Raw genomic sequence first — 26,323 nt, 5'->3', positions numbered from 1 at the left:
TACGAACGACCCCTTGCAAGATCACCTTCGCATCACAAGATCGACTCGGCATTCCGAGCGGACCGCACTATTCGGTGATCTTTCCGGTGGCGGCGTTTGTTCAACCGTGGTTCGGTCAGGGGGCACACTGTCCACAGTGGATGCTGTGGACAACCCTGTGGATGAATTCGGGGGACAAGTGTGAAAGCGTTGCGGTGCAACGAAACGGCGTGAAACCGCCCTGTGTACTACTGCGCGGCGAGGGTGCGCGCCTGCTCGAGCAGCGCCTGCAGGTGCAGCCCGCGGCGGACGTCGCAGGGGTGCGTGGTCGTGCCGCTCGCGATCATCGCGGCGAAATCGTCGAGCAGAGCGGTGTAGGACTCCTGCGCCGAGCCCGGTTTGCGGCCCAGCGTCCGGTATCCGTGCTGGCCCCAGACCGCGACCTCGACGACGGTCGGCTGCACCGGCAGCCGCAGCGAGAGGGTGGCCGTGCTGATCACGCCGCCTTCGTGCGCCAGCATGAGGTGCCACAGGTCGCCGGGGCTCTGCCGGGCCGCGACCACCTCGGTGATCGGGCCGAGCGCGGCGTCCAGCATGTCGAGGGCGTGCGGGCCGATGTCGAACAGCGCGCCGCCGTCGTCCTGCCGCCATTCGGAGGTGGCGTACTGGCCGCCGAGCAATGAGCCGGAGAGCCAGCGCGCGCCGCCGCCCGCCCAGCCGCCCGCCTGGGCAAGGCCGGCGAGCCACTCCTGCGTCTGCGCGGAGTAGCGCAAGGTCAGCACGACGAGCGCGGCCACACCCGCGCTCGCGACCGCGTCGGCCAGCCGGCGCGCGCCGTCGAGGTCCGCGGCGATCGGCTTCTCGAGGATCAGGTGCTTCCCGGCCTCGGCCGCGCGGACGCCCAGTTCGGCCTGGATCGACGGCGGCACGGCGAACGCGACCGCGTCCACCTGCTCGAACAGCTCCTCGACGCTGCCGGCGGTGGCCGCGCAGTGCGTCTCCGCAAGCGTTTGCGCCGCCTCCGGCCGCCGAGCCCAGACCGCGGTCAGCGCCGTGCCCGGATGATCCGCCAGTCCGGGTGCGTGGATCGTCGTCGCCCACGGGCCGGCGCCGATCAGGCCGACGCGCAGCTGTCCGTCCGCGATGAGCTGTCCCACGGCCCGCAGTCTAGGTGTGTCCCGCGTCGCTCGGGAACCGCACCTGCGGCGGGCCCCGGCCTGGTTAAAGTGCCTGCATGATCGCCTCCCGCTTCGCCGTTGTCTGCGCTCTGCTGTTCGGGGCCGCCTTCGTGGGTGCCGCGCCCGCTTCGGCGGCGGGGACCGACGGGGCTTGCCCGGACGGCGGCGGCGTGACGGTGGTCGTCGACTTCGGCGACCTCGGTCCGCAGCCGCTGATCCGCTGCGCCGCCGGGACGCCGGCGAACGGCATCGCCGCCCTGCAGGAGGCCGGGATCGAGGTGGCCGGTTCGCAGAAGTACGGCCTCGCGGTGGCCTGCCGGATCAACGGCAAGCCCGGCCCCGACGTCGAGTCCTGCGCCGGGATGCCTTCGGCGACGGCGTACTGGAGCTACTGGCACGCCTCGGCCGGGGGCACCTGGACGTCGAGCCAGGAAGGCGCCCAGACGGCGAAGCCCACCCCGAACGGGTTCGAGGGCTGGGCGTTCGCGCGGCCGAAGTCGGCGAACGACCTGCCGTCGCCGCCGCGGGTGGCGCCGATCCGCCAGGTGGCCACTCCAGCGCCCGCTCCCGCTGCCTCCGACGGTGGTTCGTTCCCGTGGGGCCTGGTGCTCGGGGCCGTCGTGATCGTGCTGGTCGGCGGCGCCGGGATCGTCGTCGCCCGGCGCCGGCGTGCGCAGTAGGGCGCTGCACCCCGGCGCGTGGTGGGCGTGGGCGCTCGCGCTGGCCGTCGCCGCCAGCCGGACGACGAACCCGCTGCTGCTCGGCCTGATCATCGCCATCGCCGGGTTCGTCGTGGCGAACCGGCGGTCGGACGCGCCCTGGGCGCTGGCGTTCCGGCTGTACGTGTACGTCGGCGCACTGATCGTCGCCACCCGCGTGCTGTTCCGGATCCTGATCGGCGGCGGCGACGACGGCGGGCACGTGCTGTTCACGCTGCCGCGGATCCCGCTCGCCGCCGGGCTGTCCCTGTTCGGGCCGACGTCGGCGGAGGAGCTGCTCGGCGGCTTCTACGACGGCCTGCGGCTGGCGACGATGGTCGTCTGCATCGGCGCGGCCAACGCCCTGGCCAACCCGAAACGCCTGCTCAAGGCGGTTCCGGGTGCGCTGTACGAGGTCGGGACGGCGGTGACGGTGGCGTTGACGGTCGCCCCGCAGCTCGTCGAGAGCGTGCAGCGCGTGCGGCGGGCTCGCAGGCTGCGGGCGGGGCGGAGTCGCGGGCTGCGGGCGGTCAAGGGCATCGTGGTGCCGGTGCTGGAGGACGCGATGGACCGGTCCCTGCGGCTGGCGGCCGCGATGGACTCCCGGGGCTACGGCCGCCGGGCGTACCTCAGTTCCCGCCTGCGGGTGCTGATCGCTGTCTGCGTCCTCGCCGGGCTGCTGGGTGTGTGCGTCGGCGTCTACGGCGTGCTGGACGGGACGTCGCCGTCCTGGCTCGGGGTGCCGCTGCTGGTGACCGGGCTGGTCGTAGCGGTCGTCGGCTTCGTCCTCGGCGGCCGCCGGGTGCGGCGGACGGCGTACCGGCCGGACCCGTGGCGCTGGCCGGAGACGCTGGTCGTCGCGTCCGGCGTCGGGGCGTGCGTGCTGCTGTTCGCGACGGCCCGGATCGACCCGGGCCGGTTGTTCCCTTCGCTCAGCCCGCTGCGCTGGCCGGAGGTGTCCTGGGTGCACGCGGTGTCCGTGCTGGTCGCGGTGCTGCCGGCGGTCGTCGCACCCCCGGTTCGGGAGGTCGTCCGATGATCGAGTTCTCACGGGTCACGGTGACCTACCCGGACGCCGCGCGGCCGGTGCTGTCCGACGTGTCGCTGCAGATCGAAGAGGGCGAGTTGTGCCTGGTCGCGGGCCCGACGGGCGCGGGGAAGTCGACGTTCCTCGGCGCGATCAACGGGCTCGTCCCGCACTTCACCGGCGGCCGCCTGTCCGGCCGGGTCGTCGTCGGCGGTTTCGACACGGCCCGTCACCCGCCCCGGGAGCTGGCCTCGGTCGTCGGCGTCGTCGGGCAGGACCCCCTCTCCGGGTTCGTGACGGACACCGTCGAGGAGGAACTCGCGTACGCGATGGAGCAGCTGGCGGTGCCGCCGGACGTCATGCGCAAGCGCGTCGAGGAAACCCTGGACCTGCTGGGCATCGCGGACCTGCGTAACCGTCCACTTCGGACACTGTCGGGCGGCCAGCAGCAGCGGGTCGCGATCGGCTCGGTTCTGACGGCTCACCCGTCGGTGGTCGTGCTGGACGAGCCGACGTCGGCCCTGGACCCGACGGCGGCCGAGGACGTCCTCGCGGCGATCACGCGCCTGGTGCACGACCTGGGGACGACGGTGATCGTGGCGGAGCACCGGATGGAGCGGGTGGCCCAGTACGCGGACCGGCTGCTGTACCTCCCGGGCGACGGCTCGGTCCGGTCGGGACCGCCGGCCGAGATCCTGGCGACGTCGCCGATCGCACCCCCGATCGCCGAGCTGGGGCGGCTGGCGGGCTGGTCACCGCTGCCGCTGTCGGTCCGGGACGCGCGGCGGGTCGCGGGGCCGCTGCGCGCTCGTCTCTCAGGGCGAGTTCAAAAATTGTCGGTGGTGGGTCGTAGCCTCTCGGTGACCGGTTCGGCACTGGACGTGAGAGGGGTGGTGGTCCGATACGGAGATGTCCTGGCGGTACGCGGGGTGAGCCTGCGTGTCGGACCGGGAGAGGTGGTCGCGCTGATGGGACGCAACGGCTCCGGCAAGTCGTCGCTTTTCTGGGCGGTGCAGGGCAGTGGCCCGAGGTCGGCGGGGAAGGTCGACGTCGGTGGCACGGACCCGGCGTCGCTCAAGCCACGAGTGGCCCGTCAGCGCGTCGGCCTGGTCCCGCAGACCCCGGCCGATCTGCTGTACCTCGATTCGGTGGACGCCGAGTGCGCACAGGCGGACACCGAGTCGGAGGTGCCGGCGGGAACGGCCCGGGGCCTGCTGGACAGGCTGGCTCCCGGAGTCGCCGGTGAAGCGCACCCCGGCGACCTCTCGGAAGGGCAGCGACTGGCGTTGGTGCTGGCGATCCAGCTGGCGTCGGCCCCACCGCTGGTGCTGCTCGACGAGCCGACCCGCGGCCTCGACTACCACGCAAAAAGGCGCTTCGCGGCGGCCCTGCGAGAGCTGGCCTCGCAGGGCCACGCGATAGTGCTGGCCACCCACGACGTCGAGTTCGTGGCGACGGTGGCCACCCGAGTGGCGGTCATGGCCGAGGGCGAGCTGGTAGCGGACGGCCCCACGAAGGAGGTGGTGGTCGCCTCGCCAGCGTTCGCCCCGCAGGTGGCCAAGATCCTGGCCCCCGAGCGCTGGCTGACGGTCGACGAGGTAGCCGAGGCACTGGCATGACCAAGCGGAGGGGCGGGGAGGGGGCGGGGGGCGGGGGCGGGGCCCAAGGGAAGAAGCGGCTGCCGCCGGTGGCCCCGGTTCGGCCGCCCCTGGCAGGCCTCACGCGCGCCTGCGCTGGCCGCACCGACCGGCCGCTGCACCGACCGGCCGCGGCAATCGGCCGGACCGACGGGTTGTGCCGACCGGCCGTACCGATCGGCCGCTGCACCGACCGCCCGCGGCAATCGGCCGGACCAATCGGCCGCCCCGGCCGCCGCGTCGACCGACCGGCCACACCGACTGGTCGCGTCGACCGGCCGTACCGATCGGCCGCTGCACCGACCGCCCGCGGCAATCGGCCGGACCAATCGGCCGCCCCGACCGCCGCTTCGGCCGACCGGCCACACCGACCGGTCGCGCCGACCGGCTGCGCCCGCTGTGCCGTGCCCGTGCGACCGCGTGCCCGGCCGAGGTGACCCCGACATGACCGACTTCCTCAAAACCCGCACAGTCCGCCTGACTCCGCGGCCCGCGCTGGTCCTCACCGTCGCGAGCCTCCTCGGCGTGGCCATGTTCTGCTGGCCCCTGCTCGCCCACCCCCAGCCGACCGCGGCCGCGCACACCGCCGATGCCCCGTTCGTCTTCATGGCGACCCTGCCGGTGCTCATCCTCGTCGTGCTCGCCGAGCTGTCCCGGGGCGGCATCGACGCCAAAGCGCTCGCCCTCCTCGGCGTGCTCTCGGCCGTCAACGCCGGGCTTCGGCCGCTCAGCGCCGGAACCGGCGGCATCGAGCTGGTCTTCTTCCTGCTCGTGCTCGCCGGCCGCGTCTTCGGGCCCGGGTTCGGGTTCGTGCTCGGGTCGACGTCACTCTTCACGAGCGCGCTGCTCACCGCCGGGGTCGGGCCGTGGCTGCCGTTCCAGATGCTGGCGTCGTCACTGATCGGGCTCGGGGCCGGACTGCTGCCGCGGAAACCGCGGGGCAAGGCCGAGGTCGCCGTGCTCGTCGGCTACGGCGTCTTCGCGGCCTATTTCTTCGGCATGCTGATGAGCCTGTGGTCGTGGCCGTTCCTCGCCGGGGACAGCACGCAGCTCGGCTTCGTGCCCGGTGCACCGCTCCTCGACAACCTTCGCCGGTTCGCGACCTACACCGTCCTGACGTCGACCCTCGGCTGGGACACCGGCCGCGCGATCACCAACGCGGTCGCCATCGTGCTGCTCGGGCCGGCCGTCCTGGCGGTGCTGAGACGCGCCGCCAGGCGGGCCGCCTTCGATGCGCCCGTGACCTTCGACCGCGGTCAGTTGTAGGAGTAGAAGCCCCGGCCGGTCTTCTTGCCGAGCAGGCCCGCGTCCACCATGCGCAGCAGCAGCGGCGGCGACGAGTACAGCGGCTCCTTGAACTCCGCATACATCGAGTCCGCGATGGCCTTGATCGTGTCCAGTCCGATCAGGTCGGACAGGCGCAGCGGGCCCATCGGGTGGGCCGTGCCCAGCTCCATGCCGCGGTCGATGTCCTCGGCCGAGGCGAAGCCCGACTCGATCATCCGGATCGCCGAGAGCAGGTACGGCACCAGCAGCGAGTTCACGATGAACCCGGCGCGGTCCTGCGAGCGGATGACGGTCTTGCCCAGCGCCGTCGTCGCGTGCTCCTCCGCGCGGCGGGCAGTCTCCTCGCTGGTCAGCAGCGAGGGCACCAGCTCCACCAGCGGCAGCACCGGCACCGGGTTGAAGAAGTGGATGCCGACCACCTGCTGCGGCCGGCTCGTCGCCATGCCCAGCTTCATGATCGGGATCGACGACGTGTTGGACGCGAACAGCGCGTCCTCGGCCTCGACGATCTTGTCCAGCTGGCGGAAGACGTCGACCTTCGCCTGCTCCTGCTCGAGGATTGCCTCGATGACCAGTTCGCGGTCGGCGAACTCGGCGATGTCCGTCGTGAACCGGAGCCTGCCGAGGGCCGCGTCGGCGTCCTCGGCCGAGAGCTTGCCGCTCTTGACGCCGCGCTGCAGCGACTTCTCGATGCGCGCCTTGCCCGCGTCGAGCGCCGGCTGGTTCACCTCGGTGATCACGACGTCCAACCCGGACCGCGCGTGCACCTCGGCGATGCCGGACCCCATGAGGCCCGCCCCGACGACTCCAACCCGACTTACCACCGGCTCACTCCTTCGTCCGCTTCGCCGACCCGCTTGCCCTGTTTGGACAGCATTGTGGGCAGCACGCAGCGCGCGAGGGCGGTCGCCGGGTGGTGCCCGGCTACGCCCTCGCGCGGTTACGCGTGCTCAACGACGGTACTCGTCGTACCCGTCGTCGTACGGGTCTTCATACCGGCTGTCGGCAGAATCCTCGTGGTGGTTGTCACTGGAGGAGTTACTCGACAGCTCGCGCTGCAAAGCATCGAAGTCGGTCTCGTGCGAGCTGTACTTGAGCTCACGCGCCACCTTCGTCTGCTTGGCCTTAGCCCGGCCGCGCCCCATGGCTCGACCCCCTCGCACAGGGGCGGGGCGGCCGGGGGAATCGGCGGCCCCGCATCGTCTCGACAATTCTTTCCTGCTCACACCGTACCGTGTCCGGGGGGTTCGATGCGACGTGGCACGGTGTGCCGGTCGCGACAGTGTTCGCCGGACACCGGTTACCGGCCGGTCGGTGACGATCGGTGCAGGTAGACGTGCCACGATCTACTCGTGCTCCGTCCCTTCGTGGCTTACCTGCGGGTGTACGAACCCCTGCTCGCCCTGGGCGATCCGCCGGACGAACGGCTGCGTGCGGCAGTCGCGGCGGCCAAACTGCGGCGGACGGACGCGGGAGCGCGAGAGCAGGCCATGTGGCTCAAGTCACAGGTGGCCGCCCCGCGGCGGCTGCTGCCCGCCGAGCTCGCGGACGGCCGCCCGGCGCCGAGCCTGCTGACCGACGTCCTGGTCCTCGACCCCGCGGAAGTGCCCGGAGGCAAAGCCGAGCACGGGCCCCTGGTCTGCCCGCTGGAGCTGCGAGCCCGCTCGGCGGCGGCCCTGGTCACCTTCCTCGGCGACGCCCACCCGGCGCTGAAGAACGTCGTCCTCGACGAAGGCGGCTTCACCCAGGAGACGATCCGCGCCCGGACGAAGTCGGCGATGGCGGACCTGACGACGTCGGCGGCGCACACGTTGTCGACGACCTGGACGGTGCCGCTGCCGTGGTTCGTGCTGATCGAGCCGGAAGAGCGCCGGCTGGTCCTCGGCAATGGCCGAGCCGACCCCCAGCGAGAGCTGTCTTGGCGGGCCACCCTCGCCGACGCCCAGCACCGCGCCCGCGAGGCCGGCGAGCTGCTGGAGCAGACGTTCGGCGACTCCGGGCCAGGCCGGGTGCTGTTCGAGACGCGCCGCTGGCTGGACAACTTCCACGACGATTCCGTGATCGAGCTCGACTACGGCGGCCTGGTCCAGCTGTTCACCGACCCGGTCCTGGAGGCCGACAACACGGCCGACGAGGTCCACGACATCTTGGACGCCCTGCGCTCGGGCAACGTCGAAGAGCTGGCCGAGCTGTTCTCGGACTTGCGCGAGTTCTGGGGCGACGTGGCCGCCCGCGAACGCGCCAACTAGTGGACAACCGGCCGGCCCGGGTGGCTGCCGGCCCGAAACTGTCGGTGCCCGCCGGTAGCGTGGAAAACGGGGGCTGCTCAACCACGAATCGCCGCGGACTTCGCTGAGCAGCAGCCGCGACGATCGGCTGGCCCCGGCTGCGTTAAAAGGAGCGGCCGATGGCTTCGGCGACGCGGTGAAGGGGGCCAGCGGCGTTCGGCGGCGCGGCGGAAGTGGCCAGGCGGGTTCGGCGGCGCGGCCAGGCAGCGCAACAGGGGCGGCGCGGTGGAGGCGGCCAGGCAGCCGTCAGCGCAGTTCCGGCACCCGGATCTCGCCCACCGGCTGCCCTCCACCCAAGACCGTCGGGTGTGCCAGCTCCTCGAGGCCCGACACGTCCACCCCCAGATACCGCAGCGCCGCCACCGCCAGCGGTGCGCAGGCCCGCTTGGCCCCGTCGTCCATCTTGATCGCCACTGCGAAGCCGTCCGGCAACGCGAACGCTTGGACGCCCTCCGCGCCCGCCTTCGCGAGCAGACCCTCCACACCGGACATCAGCGCCGTGTCCTCGCGGCCCGTCCCCGCCACCAGCCACGGGTTCGCCCGCATCGCCGAAGCCACCTCCGCCGAAGGACCCTCCGAAGCCGCCGCGATCCGGCCGAACGCCCGCGCCAGACCCGTCAGGGAAAACGCGAACAACGGCGCTCCGCACCCGTCGACACCCGTGTGGGCGATCGGCTCACCCACCAGCGACGACACGACCTCAGCGAGGTGCTGCTGCAGCGGGTGGTCCGGCTCGGCATACCCCGGCACCGGCCAGCCCGCCCGGACGCACGTCGTCAGCATTGCCGTGTGCTTGCCCGAACAGTTCATCATCACCCGCCGGGGCTCGGCCGCGTCGCGCATGCTCGGCACGTGCAACGGGAAGTCCGGCGGGCACGCCAAGTCGGTCTCGCTCAGGCCCGCGGCCGAAAGCAGCTCCAGGACCCGCTTCACGTGCCCGGGCTCGCCCGAATGCGAGGCGCACGCCAGCGCCAGGTCCTCGCCCGTGAAATCCAGGCCCGCGCGCAGCATGCCGACCGCCTGCAGCGGCTTGTTCGACGACCTCGGGTACACCGGCGAGACCACGTCGCCCAGCGCCAGCCGGACCGCGCCCTCCGGGCCGGTGATCACCAACGCGCCACGGTGGACGCTTTCGACGAAACCCGACCGCACGACTTCGGCGAGCACCGGGTTGTTCACTCGCCGCGGCCGCCTTCGTTCTCCAGCAGCTCGTCCACTGTGGCCGATCCCTGCTGGTAGCGCTTCGCGATCTCCGCGTTCAGCGTGTCCATCACGCCCTGGACCTCACGCCGGAACGACGACACCGACAGCTCTTCGCGCGCGTACGTGTCCAACGCGGAAGCGAGCTTCTCGTCCGACAGGGACTCGACGTCCGTCAGGTCTGTGTCGCCGATCAGGGCTTCCGCGTGCCGGCGGTGCTCGCCGGCGCGGGACGGCTCCAGCTGCTGGTGCCGGCCCGAGCCCGCCGCCGGGCCCAGTGCGTTGTCGGCCAGGATCGTCGCCAGCTGGTCGACGATGCTCGCTTCGCCGCCCGAGCTGCGCCGGGCCTGCTCCGCGCGCACGATGTCGATCCGGGCGTGCAGGAGACGGCGCAGGTAGGACAGGTCGGTCTCTTCCTGCGCGGCTTCATCGCGCCGCTCGCGCAGCACGTTCAGCGGCAGTTCACCCAGGCCGCTGAGGTACCCCGGGCCGAGCACGCGGTCGATCCGCCGCCTGCCACCGGGCCGCACTTCGATCACAGCGCAGTTTATCCCGGTTGAGCGTGATCTCGCTGTCAGGGGCTTTCGTTCAGCCACGGAGTTGCGCCGCCGCCGCACGGCCCGGCGCGGGCTGTTCCGCGGGCACCGAGTCGGGGTCGATCGCCGCCTGGACAAGGTTGTCCTCCGATCCCGCCAGCAGCTCCGCGCCCACCGGTGTCGACCGTTTGACCAGCGCCAACGCGATCGGGCCGAGCTCGTGGTGCTGGATGACCGTGCCGATCCGGCCGACCGTCCGGCCGTCGAGCAGCAGCGGGTCGCCGGTCTCCGGGGTGACCTCGGGCGAGCCGTCGAGGTGCAGCAGCAGCAGGTTCCGCGGCGGGCGTCCCACATTGTGGACCTTCGACACCGTTTCCTGGCCGCGGTAGCAGCCCTTCGCCACGTGCGCGGCCGAGCCGACCCAGCCCACTTCGTGCGGGATCGTGCGATCGTCGGTGTCGACGCCCAGCCGCGGCCGCACCGATTCGACGCGCAGCGCGTCGAACACCCAGCTGCCCGCCGCCCGCGCCCCCGCATCGGTCAACCGCTGCCACCAGTCCGTCAGCGCCGCGCGCGGCACCGCCAGGTCGACGCTCCACCGGCCGGGCCACGGCATCCGGCGCGCGAACCCGCCGCCCGGCAGCGCCGCCACGGCGTACGGCTCCGGGCCGACCTCGGCGCCGACCGCGCTCAGCACGCGCTCGGCGTCCGGGCCGAGCACGGTGAGCAGCGCCAGTTCGCCCGTCGCGTCCCGGATGTCCACCTTGGACCAGAACTTCATCGCCTCGAGGTACTCGTGCAGCGTCTGGGGGCCGCCCTTGGGCAGCGCGCTCGTCACGTGCGCGCCGGCGTCGGTGTCGAGATAGACCGTGCCGTCGAGGTGCGCCAGCACCATGTGCGTCTCGACCCGGCCCTGGCTGTCGAGGACCAGCGCCTCGGTGCCGGAGCCCTCGGCCAGGCCGGTCACGTGCTGGGAGATCACCAGGTGCAGCCAGGACAGCCGGTCTTCGCCGGTCACGGCGAGGAACTCGCGGTGCGACCGGTCGATCACGACCACGCTGCGCGAGGCCGTGCGCTGCTCCGCGAAGGGGTCTCCCCAGTGCCAGGGGACGCCGGCTTCGGGGTGGTCGTCGGGTGCGGGGATCGATCCGGGCACGTCCAGCAGCGGCGAGCGGTACGGCATACCGCCCAGCCTAGGTGAGTACGGTGTCGGCATGCGCGTGCTCGTCTTCCTCGACGGAACCCCGGCCGACCCCGATGCGGCCCAGATCAAGGTCGACGACCTCGGGCTGCTGCGCGGCGACGGCGTCTTCGAGACGATCCTCGTCGTCGACGGCCGGCCCCGCGAGCTCCGGCCGCACCTCGACCGGCTGGCCCGTTCGGCGGCCATGCTCGACCTCCCCGAGCCCGATCTCGCGGCCTGGGAGCGGGTCGTTTCGCTGGTGCTCGAAAGGTGGGCCGGTGGCCCCGAAATGGTGCTGAAACTGGTGTACACGAGGGGATCCGACGGCGACCCGGCCGTGGCGCCGACCGGTTTCGCGCTCGGTTCGGAGGTCGCCCCGGCGATCCTCAAGGCCCGCGCCGAAGGCGTCGCCGCGATCACCCTCGAACGCGGTTTCCCGCCGGATCTCGCCGAGCGCGCGCCCTGGCTGCTGCTCGGCGCGAAGCCGCTGTCGTACGCGATGAACATGGCCGCCGTGCGGGAGGCGGGCCGCCGCGGAGCCGAAGATGTGATTTTCACCGCGGCCGACGGATCGATCTTCGAAGGCCCGACCTCGACCGTCGTGCTCGCTAAGGGGCGGACGCTCTACACGCCGCCGTCGAGCATCGGGATCCTGCCGGGCACCACCCAGGCCGCGCTGTTCCGCGGCGCCGAGAAGGCGGGCTGGGCGGTCAAGGTGGAGCCGCTGACCGTGCGCGACCTCGTCGAGGGCGACGGCGTCTTCATGGCCTCCAGTGTCCGCAAGCTGACCCGGGTGCACACCCTCGACGGCGAGCGCCTGCGCGATTCCCAAGCGGTGTACGCCGAGCTCGTCGCGGCCTACGAAGGCGAATACGCCTGACCCTGGGTGATCCGGACGACGGCGGGGGCGACCTCTTCGGCGCGGTAGGCGGCGATCTTGTGGTGGCCGTCGATGATCAGCTCGCGTTCGCCGTCGGCCAGCACCACCGCGACCGGCCGGTGCCCGGTGCGGATGGCCGTCCGGTAGTAGCCGACGCGGGCCTCGTCCGACGGCGGCCAGGCGTCGGTCGGCGTGAGCAGCTGGTCTTCCGGCAGCCGCTCCGGGCCGCTGACCCGGTAGTCGCCGTCGACGAGCAGGTCGAGAACCGGCCCCAGCGTGGTGGCCAGCGGACGGCGCAGCTGCCCGGTGGCCAGCGCGATCCGCAGCGATTGCGGCAGGTCGGCCCGCGCCCGTGCGTTCACGTCGAGGAAACCCGCGCCACCGCTGATCGTCACCTGTTCCACGCTTATGAGGACGGGTGACGGCGCGACATGGTTCCGACCCCTACCCGGACGGGTGCACCGGGTGACCCGGGTCTCACCCGCGCGGCGGTACGCCTTGCTCAGGAAGGCCGGAACCGGATTCGGGTACCCGGCCGAGCCTGCGCGAGGGCGCTCAGCGCGGCCGTTTTCACGACGGCGGCGACCGGATAGCCGCCGGTCGTCGGGTGGTCGGCGAGGAACACCACCGGCAGCCCGCTCGGCGGCACCTGGATCGCGCCGGTGACGACGCCCTCGCTGGGCAGCTCGCCGTCGACGGCCCGCCGCAGCGGCGTCCCGTCCAGCCGCAGGCCGACGCGGTTCGACTCGGCCGTCACCGTCCAGCCCGCCGAGAGCCCGCCCGCCGGGTCGGCGAACCAGTCGTCGCGGGGGCCGAGCGTCACGGGCACCACGAGCTCACCAGGCGCCCGCACGGGCACGACGACGTCCGCGCCCGCGGGGATTCCCGGGGTGCCGAGCGGCAGCACGTCACCGCGGCTCAGCGGCGATGGCCCGATGCCGGACAGGACGTCCCGGGACCGGCTGCCCAGCACCGGCTCGACCGCGATGCCCCCGGAGACGGCCAGGTAGCAGCGCAGGCCTGCCGATGGCGTCCCCAGCGTCAACGTCTGCCCGGCGCGAACAGCGAGGGGCGCGTGGGAGCCGGCCGGACGGCTGTCGATCCGGACGTCGACCGCCGGGCCCGTGACCGCCGCCGTCGCCGCGGCCGTGAACCGCACGGAGAGGCCGCCGAACAGCGCCTCGATGCCCGCCGCGTCCTCGGCGTTGCCGACGAGCCGGTTCGCCAGCCGCAGCGACACCTGGTCGAGCGCTCCCGATGGCGCGACCCCGAGGTGGGCGTACCCGGGCCGGCCGAGGTCCTCGACCAGCGCGTACCGCCCGGGATCGAGCACCTCCAGGCTCCTCACCGGACGCTCCGGAAACGCACGCGATCCCCCGGCGCGAACAACGCGGGCGGGTCCGCGTGCGGGTCGAACAGCGTCGCCGACGTGTGCCCGAGCAGCCGCCAGCCGCCCGGCGACTCGCGCGGGTAGACGCCGGTGAACTCGCCGGCGATCCCGACCGAACCGGCCGGGACGCGGGTGCGCGGCGTCTCCAGGCGTGGCTGCTGGAGCGGAGCCGGAAGCCCGGTCAGGTAGCCGAAGCCGGGCGCGAACCCGGTGAACGCGACCGTGTAGCCGGCTTCGGTGTGCATCGAGACGACGGCTTCGGGCGAAACCCCGGCGTCGGCGGCGATCAGGGCCAGATCCTGGCCGTCGTAGCGGACGTCGAGGGTCACTTCGCGGGGCTCGCCCGCGGGCGGGTGCGTGAGATCGGCGGCTTCGAGCAGGGCCCGCACGGCCGCGACGCCGCCGACGACGAGCAGGCTGCGCGCGCCCGGCACGAGGTCGACGACCCCGGGTGGCCGGGCGGCGAGCACGGTCGCGTGGGCGGCCCGCAGCTGGTCCGGCGAGTCGCAGTCGAGCAGGGCGGCGTCCTCGCCGCACCGCCGCCAGCGCACGGCGTCAGCCGACGACGCGGTGCAGCAGCGCCGAAGTGTGCGGCTGCATCTCCTGGCCCACCATGGCCCGCTCCTCGACGTAGCCGAGGGAGCCTTCGATGAGGCCGTACAGGCGCTGGGCCGCGGTGACGTCCTTGGCCGTGGCCGTGCGGATCACCGCGTCGGTGCCGAGCTCCCAGGACGTCTGGTTGCGCGGCTTGCCGTAGTACAGCTCGACGATGCCGGTGTTGTGGGTGAGCAGCAGCTCGATCGTGTCGTCTTCCTGCGGCCGCCAGAACCCGGACTCGCGGGCGGCGGGCCGGATGACGTTGCCGTCTTCGTCCAGCAGCCACGCGCGGGATTCGTGGATCAGGAACGGGCGGCCGTCGTGGGAGATCGTCAACTGCTGCGCGAACTTGTACGGGCCCTCGATGGTCGGGTAGTCGACCTCGCCCTCACCGCGCCAGACACCGACGAGCGGCAGCAGCGCGAGGCAGGCGTCGTTGAGGTTCGGCCCCTCGCGCAGGTTCGCGGTGTCGTTCGGGATGGGCAGGTCGTCCCACAGCGGGAGGTTGCGCGTGCGGGTGCTTTCCGCGCGCTTCTCCGCTGCCACGATGGCTTCGTCGCCGCTGGCGGTCATGGGTCAGCGCTGGTCCGCGTACAGCCGGTAGACGACGTACACGGCGAACCAGGTGATCGCGATGCCGGCGAGGACCAGCAGAGTCGTAAAGAAGGCTTCCACGCCCCGCAGAATAGTCCGCCCGGTCCGGAACGGCCCTGCGCAGGGTCGGCGCGGTGAGCACGGTCACCCGGCCGGAACGCGCGAAGGCCTCCCTGCCGGAGCGGGGAGGCCTTCGCGGGGTGAAGCGGAACTCAGGCGACCGAGATGGCCAGCTGGTGCAGGCCGGGGCCCTCGGCGGTGACCGAAGCTTCGCCGTTGCCGGAGCGGTGCAGCGCGCGCACCGTCCACTCGCCCGGCGCCGCGTAGAAGCGGAAGTCGCCGTCGGCCGACGAGACGACCTCGCCGGTGAAGTCGCCGCCGCCGTCGAGGAGCCGGACGAACGCGCCGCCGACCGGCCCGTTCGCTCCGGTCACCTTGCCGGCGAGCACGACCTGCCCGCGCGTGTCGAAGTCCGCCGGCGTGGCCTCCTGGACCGGTGCGCCGCAGCTGTCGTCAACCGCCATCACTTGGCTCCCAACTCGACCGGCACGCCGACGAGCGAGCCGTATTCCGTCCATGAACCGTCGTAGTTCTTCACGTCCTCGTAGCCCAGCAGCTCGTGGAGCGCGAACCACGCGATCGACGAGCGCTCGCCGATGCGGCAGTAGGCGATGGTGCCCTTGCCCTCGTCGATGCCCTCGTCCTTGTACAGCTCCTTGATCTCTTCCTCGGTCTTGAAGGTGCCGTCCTCGTTGGCGACCTTCGCCCACGGCACGTTCAGCGCGCCGGGGATGTGGCCGGGAACCTGGGACTGCTCCTGCGGCAGGTGCGCCGGGGCGAGCAGCTTGCCGGAGAACTCGTCCGGCGAGCGCACGTCGACGAAGTTCTTCGACCCGATCGACTGGACGACCTCGTCGCGGAAGGCCCGCAGCGACAGGTCCTGGTCCTGCGCCTTGTAGTCGGTGGTGTCGCGCTTGACCTCGTCGGAGTTCAGCTCACGGCCGTCGAGCTCCCACTTCTTGCGGCCGCCGTCGAGCAGCTTGACGTTCTCGTGGCCGTACAGCTTGAAGTACCAGTAGGCGTACGCCGCGAACCAGTTGTTGTTGCCGCCGTAGAGGATCACGAGGTCGTCGTTGGAGATGCCCTTCTCCGAGAGGAGCTTCTCGAAGCCCTCCTTGGAGACGAAGTCGCGGCGCACCCCGTCCTGCAGGTCCTTCCGCCAGTCGAACTTCACCGCGCCCCGGATGTGGCCGGCGTCGTAGGCGGTGGTGTCCTCGTCGACCTCGGCGAACACGACGCCGGGGGTGTCCAGGTTCTCCTCGGCCCACTGGGTGGTGACCAGGACGTCTTCACGGCTCATGGAACGGACTCTCTTTCTGGGGTTGAACTTTTCAGGACGCGCGGGCGGGGCTGAAGCGTTTGATGAGCAAGAACATTTCGCAGCCGAGGCAGAAGTTGAAGGCCGCGTTGAGGAAGGCCGCGAAGAGCGCGAACGCCGTCGCGACGATGCCGAGCGGGGTGATCCCGGCGGCGAAGCCGATCGTGCCGACCAGGGCGAACACGAACCCGACGGCCTGGGCGAACCGCAGCGGCGCCGCGTCCTCCCGCTCGGTCGTGGGACCGAGGCGCGGGGCGATCAAATAGCGGTACACCAGCGAATACGGCGCCGGCTTCAGGCCGACGAACGCGCCGATGGCGAAGACGACGGTCTGGATCGCCAGCAGCGGCCACCACTCGGTGACCAGCACGACCGCGAGCACGATCGTGGTCAGGATGGCGGCGAACCGCGGGCCTCGCGGGTCGACGGCCGGTCCGGCGGACATGGTGCCTCCAGCTGGAGCAAGGGGGCGTGCGAACGGCACGCGTCAGCGGCATCAGGGCTGGCGGGGACCGGATCGGGAAGTTCAGTGCCGGTCGGACTGAACGCGACACAGGCTGCTGCGGACGCGGCAGAGGTCGACTGCGCGCCGCTGCGTCAGGAAGAAGCTGGTCAGCCCGGTCACGGGTGCGAGGGTACCCAGCGCTCTCTCACGGTGGGAACCACGTTCATACCTTGGGACGATTCCCAGGATCCGGGAGAAATCCCGGTCAGGACGTCCGCGTTGTGAGATGCGGCCGCAGGGCGGCCAGCAGCTCGGGGCCCTTGGGGACGCCGCCGACGCGCAGGAGCTCCCGGCCGTCCGAGGTCAGCGCGATCGTGGTCGGCGTCCGCAGCACGGACAGCGACTGCGCGACCTCGGGCTGGTTCGTGACGTCGAGTTCGACGTGGTGCAGGCCGTCGGTCCGCTCGGCCAGCGGCGCGAGCACGGCCTTCGCGTGCCGGCAGGGCGCGCAGAAGGTGGTGGAGATCTGGACCAGCGTCACGGCGGACGCCGGGTCGAGCACGTCGGTGACGGGGGCGGGCAGCTCGCGAGCGGCCGGCTTGGCGTCCCGCACGCGGCCGTTGCGGGCCTTGAGCAGCCCGCCGACGGCCGCGGCGGCCACCAGCGTCGCCACGAGCACCCACAGCCCCGTCACCGCACGCTCCCTACTTGCTCAGGTCCGCGAACGACACGTTCGCCGCCTTGCCCTTGATCGTCACCGATCCGCTCTGCACCCGCACGCCGGTCGGGGTGACCGACAGCGGCAGGTCCTTCGTACTGATCGAGGCGTTGAAGTTCGGCATCAGCGCCTTCTGCACCGCGGCCGGGACCACGGTGGTCTCCTGGTCGTTGCCGAACTGCAGCCGCTTGGGGACGAAGTTGATCGTGCCCTTGGCGGCGTCCGCCTCGATCATCGCGAAACAGAAGATTTCCAGATCCTTGCCCGCGAACTGAAGGTGTCCCGAAATGCGGACACCGGTGCGCGACTCGTCCTGCTCGGCCTGGCCCTCGGTGGTCTTCGTCGTGGTCGGCGCCGGCTCGCTCTGCCCGGCGTCGCCGTTCTCGACGTACTCGGTGGTCGACGGCTCGATCCGCAGTTCCTTGATCTTGTCCAGCGGCGAGAGACGGGCCAGGTCGGCGGCCTTGATGGTGACCGAGCCGGTCAGCTGGCCGATGGTGATCGCCTTCGTGTTGCCGTTCGTGAGGTCCGACAGCGGCGCCTTGACGTCCTCGAGCTCGGCGTTCACCGCGACGTCCTGGAGCTTGTCCGCGACCGGGACGCCGGCGGCGGACACGCTGATGTGACTGTAGTCACCACCGAGCGCCTGCGTGAGGAACGGGAAGCCGTGGATCGTCACCGACGGGTCGTCGCTCAGCTGCAGCTGCGTGCGGGCCTTCTGCGAAATCATGTGCTCGGCGAACGCCGCGGCCCCGAAATCGGCGCCGACCAGCAGCAGGACCAGGACGATCAGTGCGATCACCCAGCGCCGGGCCCGGCGGCCGCGGCGTCGTGCGTCGGGCCTCGGTGCGGGTCGGTCGTCCCGGGTCACGGGCCTGCTCACCATCGCGTCCGTACTCCTGTTCGTCGGGGACACCGGGATTCCTCCAGGTGTGATCGATCCAGCAAGGGTTAGGTGCCCGGCCGTTCAGCCGCTATTCTCACTTAGCACCGACCAACGCCGCTGTGCGGCGACGACGCGAAGGCGGTGCGGCTGATGAGCCTGGACCTTCTGGTACTGACTGCGGAGGCCGACGCCACCTCGGTGCTTCCCGCGCTGGACCTGCTGCCGCACACCGTACGCGTCCGCGCTCCCGAGGTGACGGCCCTGCTCGACGCGGGCCACCGTGACGTGATCCTCCTCGACGCCCGCAGCGACCTGGCCTCGGCGAAGAGCCTCTGCCGCCTGCTCAAGGGCACCGGCGAGGAGGAGGCGGCCACCCCGATCATCGCGGTCGTCGGCGAGGGCGGGCTCGTCGCCGTCAGCGCCGAGTGGCGCACCGACGACATCCTGCTGCCCACCGCGGGCCCGGCCGAGGTCGACGCCCGGCTGCGCCTGGTGACGACCCGCGACGGCGGTTCCGCCCAGGTCGACGCCGAGCTGCGGGTCGGCGAGCTGGTGATCGACGAGGCGACCTACACCGCGCGCCTGCGCAAGCGCACCCTCGAGCTCACCTACAAGGAGTTCGAGCTGCTCAAGTACCTCGCGCAGCACGCCGGCCGGGTGTTCACCCGCGCCCAGCTGCTGCAGGAGGTCTGGGGCTACGACTTCTTCGGTGGCACGCGCACGGTCGACGTCCACGTGCGGCGGCTGCGCGCCAAGCTCGGCCCCGAGCACGAGCAGATGATCGGCACCGTGCGCAACGTCGGTTACAAGTTCGAGCGGCCGGCCAAGAGCGGCGGCCCGCGGCCGGGCGTCCCGGCCCAGGCCGAAGCGCCCGCCGAGACCCCCGAACTCGCTCACTGACGACGTCCCCACGTTCACCTGGACGCGGTGACAACCGTCGCGTTGCCTCGGCCGCGGGTACGGTCGCAGGGGTGACCGGAGAGTGGCGGCAGGAACTGGACGAAAAGCAGCTCGAGGACGTGCGCGGGCTGCTGCTGGCCGTGCGGGAGGCCGACGGGCGGCCCGAGGTCGCGCCGGAGGGCCCGCTGCCCGGCGAGTTCGACGGCGGTGAGCACCTCGTCGCCTGCGTCGAGGGCGAAGTCGTCGGCTACGCGCACCTCGACACCACCGGCGACTCCTTCGGCCACCAGGTCGCCGAGCTGTTCGTGCACCCCGCCCACCGCGACCGCGGTTACGGCGCGAAGCTGCTTCAGGCGCTCGACGAGCGAGCCGCGGTCGGCTTCCGCGTCTGGGCCCACGGCGATCACCCGGCCGCGCGGAAACTGGCGGTGAAGACCGGCCTGGAGCGCAAGCGCGAGCTGCTGATCCTGCACGTCGACGTCGAAGGCGCGGACTGGCCGGAGCCGATCCTGCGCGACGGCGTCTCGCTGCGGACGTTCGTACCGGGCCAGGACGAGGACGCCGTGGTCCGGGTCAACGCCCGGGCCTTCGACTGGCACCCCGAGCAGGGCGCGCTGACCGCCGACGACGTCCGCGCCGACGAAGCCCGGCCCTGGTTCGACGCCGACGGCTTCTTCCTCGCCGAAGAAAACGGCGAGGTCATCGGCTTCCACTGGACGAAGGTGCACGAGCCGACGCCCGGCCGGTTCGGCGGCGAGCGCGTCGGCGAGGTGTACGTCGTCGGCGTCGACCCGGCCGCGCAGGGCGGCGGGCTCGGGCGGGCGCTCACCCTGGCGGGGCTGCGGTACCTCGCGGACCGGGGGCTGCGGCAGATCATCCTGTACGTCGAAGGCGACAACGCGCCGGCGTTGGCGGTCTACACCAAACTCGGGTTCGCGCGGTACGAGACAGACGTCCAATACGGACGGTGACCGTTACCAACGGCGGGCCAACAATCCGTCACAGTGTGCGAACGCCCAGGTCACGGGCGGGACACGGCACTCTTTCGGGCTAGTAGCACTGCTCACACCCGGCACCTTGTTCACTTTCCGTTCATCTGGAGAGGGGCGCCCGTCCACCGTGGCTGCCTAATGTCCGGATCCGGCGCGGCAGCACGCCGCGACGACCCGGTCAAGCTCCTGATGGAGGAAACAGCAGTGAAGATCATGCGGCCCCTGAGCGCGGTCGGCATCGTGGCGAGCGCCGCTCTCGTGCTCGCCGCCTGTGGCACCGACCCCGCGGCGTCCAACAGCAGCGGCTCGAGCTCCGCTGCTGCCCCCGCCGCGACGGAGACGGCCGACGTCCAGTGCGGTGGCAAGAGCCCGCTGTCCGCGGAAGGTTCGTCGGCGCAGAAGAACGCGATCGACATCTTCACACAGCAGTACGGCAAGAAGTGCTCGGGCCAGCAGGTCAACTACAACCCGAGCGGCTCGGGCGCGGGCGTCAAGCAGTTCAACGCCAACCAGATCGACTTCGGCGGGTCGGACTCCCCGATCAAGGACGCCGACGCCGAGGCGGCCAAGAAGCGCTGCGCCAGCGACGCCTGGAACATCCCGCTGGTCGTCGGCCCGATCGCGGTCGCCTACAAGCTGTCCGGTGTGGACAAGCTGGTGCTGACCCCGTCGGTGACCGCCAAGATCTTCAGCGGCGCCATCACCAAGTGGAACGACCCGGCCATCAAGGCCGTCAAGGGCAACGAGAGCCTGAACCTGCCGGACAAGGCCATCCAGGTCGTCTCGCGCGCCGACGAGTCGGGCACCACCGACAACTTCCAGAAGTACCTGGGTGCCGCGGCGAAGGCCGACTGGACCAAGGGTGCCGGCAAGAAGTTCAACGGTGGCGTCGGCAACGGTGCGCAGGGCTCCAACGGTGTCGCGACCGCGGTGAAGGCCTCCGACGGCGGCATCACCTACGTCGAGGGCGCGTTCGCCAAGGACGGCCTGACCCCGGCCCTGATCGACAGCGGCTCCGGCGGCGTCGAGCTCAACGCGGCGAACGTCGCCAAGTCCCTCGACGCGGCGAAGTTCCTCAAGGACGGCTCCAACGACCTCGCGCTCGACCTCAACGGCATCTACGCCAGCAACACCCCGGGTGCGTACCCGCTGCTGCTGACGACCTACGAGATCGTCTGCTCGAAGTACGCGGACCCGAACGTCGCGAAGGCCGTCAAGGCGTTCCTGACGGTGGCGGCCACCGACGGCCAGCAGCCGCTGTCGTCGAAGGGCTACGTGCCGATCCCGCAGTCGCTGCAGACCAAGGTCCTGGCCGCGGTCAAGGCCATCTCCTGACCTGTTGCGACTGACATCCGAGTGATAGAGGCTGGTCAGAAGTAGCTGATGAGCGAGTCATCCTCGACGCGAACGCCCACCGGCGACCCCGGTGGGCGTTCGTCGTCCGTCACGACGCCCCCGGAGGTCCCGATTTCGGAGCAAGCAGCCCCGCCGGCGGACAAGCAGCCGCCCGCGGCCGAGAAACCGAAGAAGGTGCGGCCCGGTGACCGCATCTTCCAGAACCTGACCACCGGGGCCGGGATCTTCGTCGTCGCCCTGATCGGCCTGATCGGGCTCTTCCTGCTCATCCAGGCCATCCCGGCGCTGCAGGCCAACAAGGCCAACTTCCTGACCAACCACGGCTGGTCGACCAACGACCCGGCGAACATGTCGTTCGGCATCCTCGACCTGCTCGAGGTGACCGTCGCGACGTCGCTCGTGGCGCTGATCATCGCGATGCCGGTCTCGCTGGGCATCGCGCTGTTCCTGACGCAGTACGCGCCGCCGCGGCTCGCCCGGCCGTTCGCCTACATCATCGACCTGCTCGCCGCGGTGCCGTCGATCATCTTCGGCCTGTGGGGCATCCTCGTGTTCGCCCCGGCGATCGAGCCGTTCTCGCAGTGGGTCAACGACACGTTCTCGTGGTTCCCGCTGCTGGCGCCCGGCAACGTCGCGCCGAGCGTGCGCGGCACGATCTTCACCGCCGGCATCGTGCTGGCCGTGATGATCCTGCCGATCATCACCTCGCTCTCGCGCGAGGTGTTCGAGCGGACGCCGACCCCGCACATCGAAGGCGCGCTGGCGCTCGGCGCGACGCGCTGGGAGGTCATCCGCACGACGGTGCTGCCGTTCGGCAAGGCGGGCTACGTCGGCGCGTCCATGCTCGGCCTCGGCCGCGCGCTGGGCGAGACGATCGCGCTGGCCGTCATCCTGCTCATCCCGCAGGGCAAGAACTTCGACTGGAGCCTCTTCGACGGCGGCGCCACGTTCGCGTCGAAGATCGCGGCGAACTACAGCGAGTTCAACAACGAAGTCTCGGCCGGGGCGTACATCGCGGCCGGCCTGGTGCTGTTCGTGCTCACCTTCGTCGTGAACTTCGCCGCACGCTCCATCATCGGCGACAAGAAGGGGGACTGAGCATGTCCACCTCGACGCTCGAAGCACCCGCTTCGACCCCCGCTTTCCAGCAGGTCAGCCTGGCCCGCAAGGTCAAGAACGGACTGGCGACCACGCTCGTCTGGCTGTCGTTCCTGATCGCCGTCGTCCCGCTGGTGTGGGTGCTCTACACGGTGATCGTCGACGGCATCAAGCGGATCCCCTACAGCAATTGGTGGACCGAAGACTTCGGTGACGTCCTGTCCGACGAGGTCGGCGGCGGCGTGCTGCACGCCATCATCGGCACCCTGCTGCAGGGTCTGGTGTGCGCGATCATCGCCGTGCCGATCGGCATGCTGGTGGCGATCTACCTCGTCGAGTACGGCCGCAACGGCAAGCTCGCGAAGGCGACCACCTTCATGGTCGACATCCTCTCCGGTGTCCCGTCCATCGTGGCGGCGCTGTTCATCTACGCGCTGTGGATCACCACGTTCGGCCTGCCGCGCAGCGGTTTCGCGGTATCGCTGGCCCTGGTGCTGCTGATGATCCCGGTCGTCGTCCGGTCGTCTGAGGAGATGCTGCGGATCGTCCCGGACGACCTGCGTGAGGCCTCCTACGCGCTCGGCGTGCCGAAGTGGAAGACGATCATGAAGATCGTGCTGCCGACGGCACTGTCCGGCATCATCGGCGGCATCATGATGGCGCTGGCCCGCGTCATGGGTGAGACGGCGCCGCTGCTGGTCCTGGTCGGCTACTCGGCCTACACGAACTGGGACATCTTCAGCGGCGAGCAGGCCGCGCTGCCGCTGCTGATGAACAACGAGCGCGTCAGCAACCCGATGGACCCGGGCTCGGTCGGCTTCGACCGGATCTGGGGCGCGGCCCTGACCCTCGTGCTCATCATCGCGATCATCAACCTCCTCGCCACCGTGTTCGCGCGCCTCGTCGCCCCGAAGAAGAAGTGAGCTGTTCCTGATGGCCAAGCGAATCGACGTCAAGGACGTGGACATCTACTACGGCAAGTTCCACGCCGTGGACGGCGTCACCCTGTCGGTGCCGCCGCGCAACGTCACCGCGTTCATCGGCCCGTCGGGCTGTGGCAAGTCGACGGTGCTGCGCACGCTCAACCGCATGCACGAGGTGATCCCGGGTGCCCGCGTGGACGGCCAGGTGCTGCTCGACGGCGAGGACATCTACGCCTCGGCGGTCGACCCGGTCCAGGTGCGCCGCACGATCGGCATGGTCTTCCAGCGCCCCAACCCGTTCCCGACGATGTCCATCAAGGACAACGTCGTCGCGGGCTTGAAGCTGGGCGGCACCAAGGGCAAGAAGACCCTCGACGACATCGCCGAGCGCGCCCTGCGCGGCGCGAACCTGTGGAACGAGGTCAAGGACCGCCTGAACAAGCCGGGCGGCGGTCTGTCGGGCGGTCAGCAGCAGCGGCTCTGCATCGCCCGCGCGATCGCGGTCCAGCCGGACGTGCTGCTGATGGACGAGCCCTGCTCGGCCCTGGACCCGATCTCCACACTGGCGATCGAGGACCTGATCGGCGAGCTGAAGAAGGACTACACGATCGTCATCGTGACGCACAACATGCAGCAGGCGGCCCGGGTTTCCGACCAGACGGCGTTCTTCAACCTCGCCGGGGTCGGCCAGCCGGGCCGGCTGGTGGAGCTGAACGACACGGAGAAGATCTTCTCCAACCCGGACGAAAAGGCCACGGAAGACTACATTTCCGGCCGGTTCGGCTGAGTCCACAAGGGAATTGAAAACGCCCCCGGTCGCGGCCGGGGGCGTTTTCGCTTGGCGTGGCTCAGATGTCGTCGTCGGTGCCGTAGCCCGGCATCTTGCCGGTGACCACGAAGATCATCCGCTTCGCGACCGACACCGCGTGGTCGGCGTAGCGCTCGTAGAACCGGCCCAGCAGCGTCACGTCGACGGCGGAGGCGACGCCGTACGGCCACTCGCGGTCCATGATGACGGTGAACAGGTGGCGGTGGATGTCGTCCACCTGGTCGTCCTCGGACTCGATGGTCTTCGCCGCTTCGACGTCCTTGGAGTGGATGACCTGCTCGACCTGGCGGGCCAGCTTGACCGCGACCTCGCCCATCTCGGCGAAGTACGGGCGGACGGAGTCCGGCAGCACCGGCTCCGGGTGGCGGCGCCGCGCGGCCTTGGCCACGTGCAGCGCCAGGTCGCCCATGCGCTCCAGGCTCTCCGCGGCGTGGATCGCCGCGAGCACCGTGCGCAGATCGGTCGCCACGGGCGCCTGGAGGGCCAGCAGGGCGTACGCCTGCTCCTCGCACTGGGCGCGGGCGTCGTCGACCTTCGAGTCGTCGCTGATCACCTGCTCGGCGAGACTGAGGTCGGCCTCCAGGAGGGCGCGCGTGGCGCGCTCCATGGCGTCGGCGACCTGGACGGACATCGCGGCCAGGTGGTCGGCGAGCTGTTCGAGTTCGACATGGTAAGCCTCACGCATGGGCCAACCCTACGGCCAAGGGTGGCCGAATACCGCATCGCCGGGTGAACCGCACGTGAACCCGGTCTAACGATCCTCGCGGATCAGCCGTTTCCGCTGCTCCTGCGGGTGGTGGTCGACTTGGAGCTGCCGCTGCTCTTCGACTTCGAGGTGCTGGTCGGCGGCGCCTGCTCGCTGGCCGGGACCGGCGCGTTCGGGTCGGGCAGCGGGGTGTTGTTGCGCAGCGCGTCGAAGAGCGCCTTGGTCTTGCTGACGACGAGGACCTCGTTGCCGCGGTTGTTGGCCATGCCGACCGTCGGGACGGTGAGGAAGGTGATCTTCGACGGATCCAGGCCCTTCATCGACTGCGCCAGCGTCATCATCTGCTTGACGCCGAGGTTGTCGCCGAAGGTCGCCTTCGCGAAGGCGTTGATGAAGTCGCTGAGCTTCCCGGGATCGAGCACGACGTCCGAGGACATGACCTTCTTCAGCAGCGCGCCGATGAACTCCTGCTGCCGCTTGATCCGGCCGTAGTCGGACGTCGGGTCGCCCTTGACGTGCCGCGCGCGGACGAAGTTCAGCGCCTGGTCGCCGGAGATCGTGACGTCGCCGGTCTGCAGCAGCACCTTGCCGAGGATGCTGTCGTCGATCGGGATCTCGTTGTGGATGGTGACGCCGTGCACCGCGTCGACCATCTCCTTGAAGCCGTTGAAGTCGATGCCGACGAAGTGGTTGATCCGCAGCCCGGTGATCTGCTGGACCACCTTGGTGACGCAGGCCGGCCCGCCGACGGCGTAGGCGGTGTTGAGCTTGGCGAACTTCGCGCCCTTGTAGACCTCGTCGGTGGTCTTGTTCTGCGCCGGGTCCCACTTCTGGCAGTCCGGCCGGTTGATCTCGAGATCGCGAGGGAACGACGTGACGACGACCCGCTTCCGGTCGGCCGGGATGTGCGCGACCATCACGGTGTCGCTTCGCGCGCCGGGTGTGCTGTCGGCGGTGCCGACGCCTTCCTCGGCGGAGGCGCCATCGCGGGTGTCGGAGCCGACCATCAGGAAGTTCTCGTCGTTGGCCTGCGCCTCGGCGTCCTGGATGTCGGACGAGTTCTCGTCGAGTGCGGAGACCTGGGTGAACTTGGCGTCGAAGTAGGTCTGAGCGCCCCAGGCACCCCCGATCCCGAGGAAGACCAGCCCGGCCACAACGGCGGCGGCGATCCGCCCGGCGAGAGCCGACCGCCGCTTCTTTTCCTGCTGCCGGCTGAGTTCGGCCGCTGCTTCGGCTTCGGCGGCGTCGGCTGCTTCGGCTGTTTCGGAGGAGGTAGTGGTGACAACGCGCTGAAGGGCGGTGCGGGTGCTCTCGAGGATGGACGCGGGCGAGAGCCGCTCACGGCGTTCGCGCCGCTTCGCTTCCTCGGCTTCCATCTCATCGTGAGCCGCGGAGAACCGGGCGAGGGTGTGATCGATCTTCCGCCGGTACTGGGTGGCCTCGTCGATCGCTTCCATTTCATCGGTCATGGTCAGCGGATCGAGAGCAGCCCGCGGCGGCACAGAGCCTTCGGCGGCAGGGTGCTGAGCTGCAGCTCCGTCGGCCGCTCGGCGAGCTGCCGGGCCGTCGGCTGCGGCGCCCTCGTTGCCGCGTGAGGCTGCGCCGGCCGAAGCTGCGG

30 protein-coding genes are annotated in these 26,323 nt (G+C 70.8%); 12 read left to right on the top strand and 18 right to left on the bottom strand.

Annotated elements, in window-relative coordinates; genetic code table 11:
• Window positions 1-227: 227 nt before the first annotated feature.
• Window positions 228-1,136, bottom strand: coding sequence for a Gfo/Idh/MocA family oxidoreductase (locus tag H5965_RS10775; RefSeq protein WP_310969458.1), 909 nt, complete (start codon window positions 1,134-1,136; stop codon window positions 228-230).
• 77 nt (window positions 1,137-1,213) lie between these two features.
• Between H5965_RS10775 and H5965_RS10770 the strand changes: the two genes are divergently transcribed.
• From H5965_RS10770 to H5965_RS10755, 4 genes are all read left to right on the top strand, one after another.
• Complete coding sequence (locus H5965_RS10770; RefSeq protein ID WP_310969457.1) at window positions 1,214-1,837, top strand: hypothetical protein; 624 nt, start codon at window positions 1,214-1,216, stop codon at window positions 1,835-1,837.
• Complete coding sequence (locus H5965_RS10765) at window positions 1,827-2,894, top strand: CbiQ family ECF transporter T component (RefSeq protein ID WP_310969456.1); 1,068 nt, start codon at window positions 1,827-1,829, stop codon at window positions 2,892-2,894. Before H5965_RS10770 ends, H5965_RS10765 begins: the two co-directional genes overlap by 11 nt.
• A complete protein-coding gene (locus tag H5965_RS10760; protein ID WP_310969455.1) occupies window positions 2,891-4,501 on the top strand; it encodes an ATP-binding cassette domain-containing protein in 1,611 nt (536 codons plus the stop codon). The genes H5965_RS10765 and H5965_RS10760 overlap by 4 nt, the downstream gene beginning before the upstream one ends.
• Window positions 4,502-4,963: 462 nt before the next feature.
• Window positions 4,964-5,785, top strand: coding sequence for an ECF transporter S component (locus H5965_RS10755; RefSeq protein WP_310969454.1), 822 nt, complete (start codon window positions 4,964-4,966; stop codon window positions 5,783-5,785).
• Here H5965_RS10755 and H5965_RS10750 read toward each other — a convergent pair.
• Window positions 5,776-6,630, bottom strand: coding sequence for a 3-hydroxybutyryl-CoA dehydrogenase (locus H5965_RS10750; protein WP_310969453.1), 855 nt, complete (start codon window positions 6,628-6,630; stop codon window positions 5,776-5,778). The genes H5965_RS10755 and H5965_RS10750 overlap by 10 nt on opposite strands.
• Window positions 6,631-6,756: 126 nt before the next feature.
• On the bottom strand, window positions 6,757-6,951 hold the full coding sequence (locus tag H5965_RS10745) for a DUF3073 domain-containing protein (protein ID WP_091319261.1): 195 nt from the start codon (window positions 6,949-6,951) through the stop codon (window positions 6,757-6,759).
• Window positions 6,952-7,158: 207 nt separating this feature from the next.
• On the opposite strand from H5965_RS10745, the gene H5965_RS10740 reads away from it, so the two are divergent.
• Window positions 7,159-8,055: a hypothetical protein gene (locus H5965_RS10740; RefSeq protein WP_310969452.1), complete on the top strand. Its 897-nt coding sequence runs from the start codon at window positions 7,159-7,161 to the stop codon at window positions 8,053-8,055.
• A 285-nt stretch (window positions 8,056-8,340) separates the two neighbouring features.
• Here H5965_RS10740 and H5965_RS10735 read toward each other — a convergent pair whose 3' ends face one another.
• Genes H5965_RS10735 through H5965_RS10725 form a run of 3 tightly spaced genes read right to left on the bottom strand, consistent with a single transcriptional unit; the run spans window position 8,341 to window position 11,013 of the window.
• Window positions 8,341-9,273: an asparaginase gene (locus H5965_RS10735; protein WP_310969451.1), complete on the bottom strand. Its 933-nt coding sequence runs from the start codon at window positions 9,271-9,273 to the stop codon at window positions 8,341-8,343.
• Window positions 9,270-9,833, bottom strand: coding sequence for an aerial mycelium formation protein (locus tag H5965_RS10730; RefSeq protein WP_310969450.1), 564 nt, complete (start codon window positions 9,831-9,833; stop codon window positions 9,270-9,272). The genes H5965_RS10735 and H5965_RS10730 overlap by 4 nt, the downstream gene beginning before the upstream one ends.
• Before the next feature lie 49 nt (window positions 9,834-9,882).
• Complete coding sequence (locus H5965_RS10725) at window positions 9,883-11,013, bottom strand: folate-binding protein (RefSeq protein WP_310969449.1); 1,131 nt, start codon at window positions 11,011-11,013, stop codon at window positions 9,883-9,885.
• A gap of 31 nt (window positions 11,014-11,044) precedes the next feature.
• Here H5965_RS10725 and H5965_RS10720 point away from each other — a divergent pair, with 31 nt between their 5' ends.
• Window positions 11,045-11,893, top strand: coding sequence for an aminodeoxychorismate lyase (locus tag H5965_RS10720; protein WP_310969448.1), 849 nt, complete (start codon window positions 11,045-11,047; stop codon window positions 11,891-11,893).
• Here the strand turns inward: H5965_RS10720 and H5965_RS10715 are convergent.
• The 10 genes from H5965_RS10715 to H5965_RS10670 form a co-directional block, all read right to left on the bottom strand.
• Window positions 11,872-12,297 carry a hypothetical protein gene (locus H5965_RS10715; protein WP_310969447.1) on the bottom strand — a complete coding sequence of 142 codons (426 nt, stop codon included), beginning with the start codon at window positions 12,295-12,297 and terminating at the stop codon, window positions 11,872-11,874. The genes H5965_RS10720 and H5965_RS10715 overlap by 22 nt on opposite strands.
• Before the next feature lie 98 nt (window positions 12,298-12,395).
• Complete coding sequence (locus H5965_RS10710; protein ID WP_396136883.1) at window positions 12,396-13,241, bottom strand: biotin-dependent carboxyltransferase family protein; 846 nt, start codon at window positions 13,239-13,241, stop codon at window positions 12,396-12,398.
• Window positions 13,238-13,834: a 5-oxoprolinase subunit PxpB gene (gene pxpB, locus H5965_RS10705; RefSeq protein ID WP_310969446.1), complete on the bottom strand. Its 597-nt coding sequence runs from the start codon at window positions 13,832-13,834 to the stop codon at window positions 13,238-13,240. The genes H5965_RS10710 and pxpB overlap by 4 nt, the downstream gene beginning before the upstream one ends.
• 4 nt (window positions 13,835-13,838) lie before the next feature.
• The gene (locus H5965_RS10700; protein ID WP_310969445.1) at window positions 13,839-14,453 is read right to left on the bottom strand and encodes an FABP family protein; all 615 of its coding nucleotides are present in this window, start codon (window positions 14,451-14,453) and stop codon (window positions 13,839-13,841) included.
• Window positions 14,454-14,686: 233 nt separating this feature from the next.
• The gene (locus H5965_RS10695) at window positions 14,687-14,998 is read right to left on the bottom strand and encodes a DUF1416 domain-containing protein (RefSeq protein WP_310969444.1); all 312 of its coding nucleotides are present in this window, start codon (window positions 14,996-14,998) and stop codon (window positions 14,687-14,689) included.
• The gene (locus H5965_RS10690) at window positions 14,998-15,834 is read right to left on the bottom strand and encodes a sulfurtransferase (RefSeq protein WP_310969443.1); all 837 of its coding nucleotides are present in this window, start codon (window positions 15,832-15,834) and stop codon (window positions 14,998-15,000) included. Before H5965_RS10690 ends, H5965_RS10695 begins: the two co-directional genes overlap by 1 nt.
• Before the next feature lie 31 nt (window positions 15,835-15,865).
• Window positions 15,866-16,297 carry a DUF4395 domain-containing protein gene (locus H5965_RS10685; protein WP_310969442.1) on the bottom strand — a complete coding sequence of 144 codons (432 nt, stop codon included), beginning with the start codon at window positions 16,295-16,297 and terminating at the stop codon, window positions 15,866-15,868.
• Window positions 16,298-16,378: 81 nt separating this feature from the next.
• On the bottom strand, window positions 16,379-16,477 hold the full coding sequence (locus H5965_RS10680) for a putative leader peptide (RefSeq protein ID WP_310969441.1): 99 nt from the start codon (window positions 16,475-16,477) through the stop codon (window positions 16,379-16,381).
• An 85-nt stretch (window positions 16,478-16,562) separates the two neighbouring features.
• Window positions 16,563-16,991: a thioredoxin family protein gene (locus H5965_RS10675; protein ID WP_310969440.1), complete on the bottom strand. Its 429-nt coding sequence runs from the start codon at window positions 16,989-16,991 to the stop codon at window positions 16,563-16,565.
• Window positions 16,992-17,001: 10 nt separating this feature from the next.
• Window positions 17,002-17,901, bottom strand: a complete 900-nt coding sequence (locus H5965_RS10670) for a DUF2993 domain-containing protein (protein ID WP_310969439.1) — start codon at window positions 17,899-17,901, stop codon at window positions 17,002-17,004.
• A gap of 150 nt (window positions 17,902-18,051) precedes the next feature.
• Between H5965_RS10670 and H5965_RS10665 the strand changes: the two genes are divergently transcribed.
• From H5965_RS10665 to pstB, 6 genes are all read left to right on the top strand, one after another.
• Window positions 18,052-18,801 (top strand): response regulator transcription factor, encoded by a 750-nt coding sequence (locus tag H5965_RS10665; protein ID WP_310969438.1) that lies wholly within the window; start codon window positions 18,052-18,054, stop codon window positions 18,799-18,801.
• 71 nt (window positions 18,802-18,872) lie between these two features.
• Complete coding sequence (mshD, locus tag H5965_RS10660; protein ID WP_310969437.1) at window positions 18,873-19,772, top strand: mycothiol synthase; 900 nt, start codon at window positions 18,873-18,875, stop codon at window positions 19,770-19,772.
• 225 nt (window positions 19,773-19,997) lie between these two features.
• Window positions 19,998-21,128 (top strand): phosphate ABC transporter substrate-binding protein PstS, encoded by a 1,131-nt coding sequence (gene pstS / locus H5965_RS10655; protein ID WP_310969687.1) that lies wholly within the window; start codon window positions 19,998-20,000, stop codon window positions 21,126-21,128.
• Between the two features lie 195 nt (window positions 21,129-21,323).
• Window positions 21,324-22,247: a phosphate ABC transporter permease subunit PstC gene (gene pstC / locus H5965_RS10650; protein WP_310969686.1), complete on the top strand. Its 924-nt coding sequence runs from the start codon at window positions 21,324-21,326 to the stop codon at window positions 22,245-22,247.
• Between the two features lie 2 nt (window positions 22,248-22,249).
• Window positions 22,250-23,170 carry a phosphate ABC transporter permease PstA gene (gene pstA, locus H5965_RS10645; protein ID WP_310969436.1) on the top strand — a complete coding sequence of 307 codons (921 nt, stop codon included), beginning with the start codon at window positions 22,250-22,252 and terminating at the stop codon, window positions 23,168-23,170.
• Between the two features lie 10 nt (window positions 23,171-23,180).
• Window positions 23,181-23,957, top strand: coding sequence for a phosphate ABC transporter ATP-binding protein PstB (gene pstB / locus H5965_RS10640; RefSeq protein WP_086862623.1), 777 nt, complete (start codon window positions 23,181-23,183; stop codon window positions 23,955-23,957).
• 61 nt (window positions 23,958-24,018) lie between these two features.
• Here pstB and phoU read toward each other — a convergent pair whose 3' ends face one another.
• The gene (phoU, locus tag H5965_RS10635) at window positions 24,019-24,684 is read right to left on the bottom strand and encodes a phosphate signaling complex protein PhoU (protein WP_310969434.1); all 666 of its coding nucleotides are present in this window, start codon (window positions 24,682-24,684) and stop codon (window positions 24,019-24,021) included.
• An 83-nt stretch (window positions 24,685-24,767) separates the two neighbouring features.
• The gene (locus H5965_RS10630) at window positions 24,768-26,207 is read right to left on the bottom strand and encodes an LCP family protein (protein ID WP_310969432.1); all 1,440 of its coding nucleotides are present in this window, start codon (window positions 26,205-26,207) and stop codon (window positions 24,768-24,770) included.
• Between the last annotated feature and the right edge of the window lie 116 nt (window positions 26,208-26,323).

Source organism: Amycolatopsis sp. 505 (assembly GCF_031625235.1).
GTDB lineage: Bacteria > Actinomycetota > Actinomycetes > Mycobacteriales > Pseudonocardiaceae > Amycolatopsis.
Note: the sequence above shows the minus strand (reverse complement) of the source record. Positions and strands in the feature narration are given on the sequence as shown.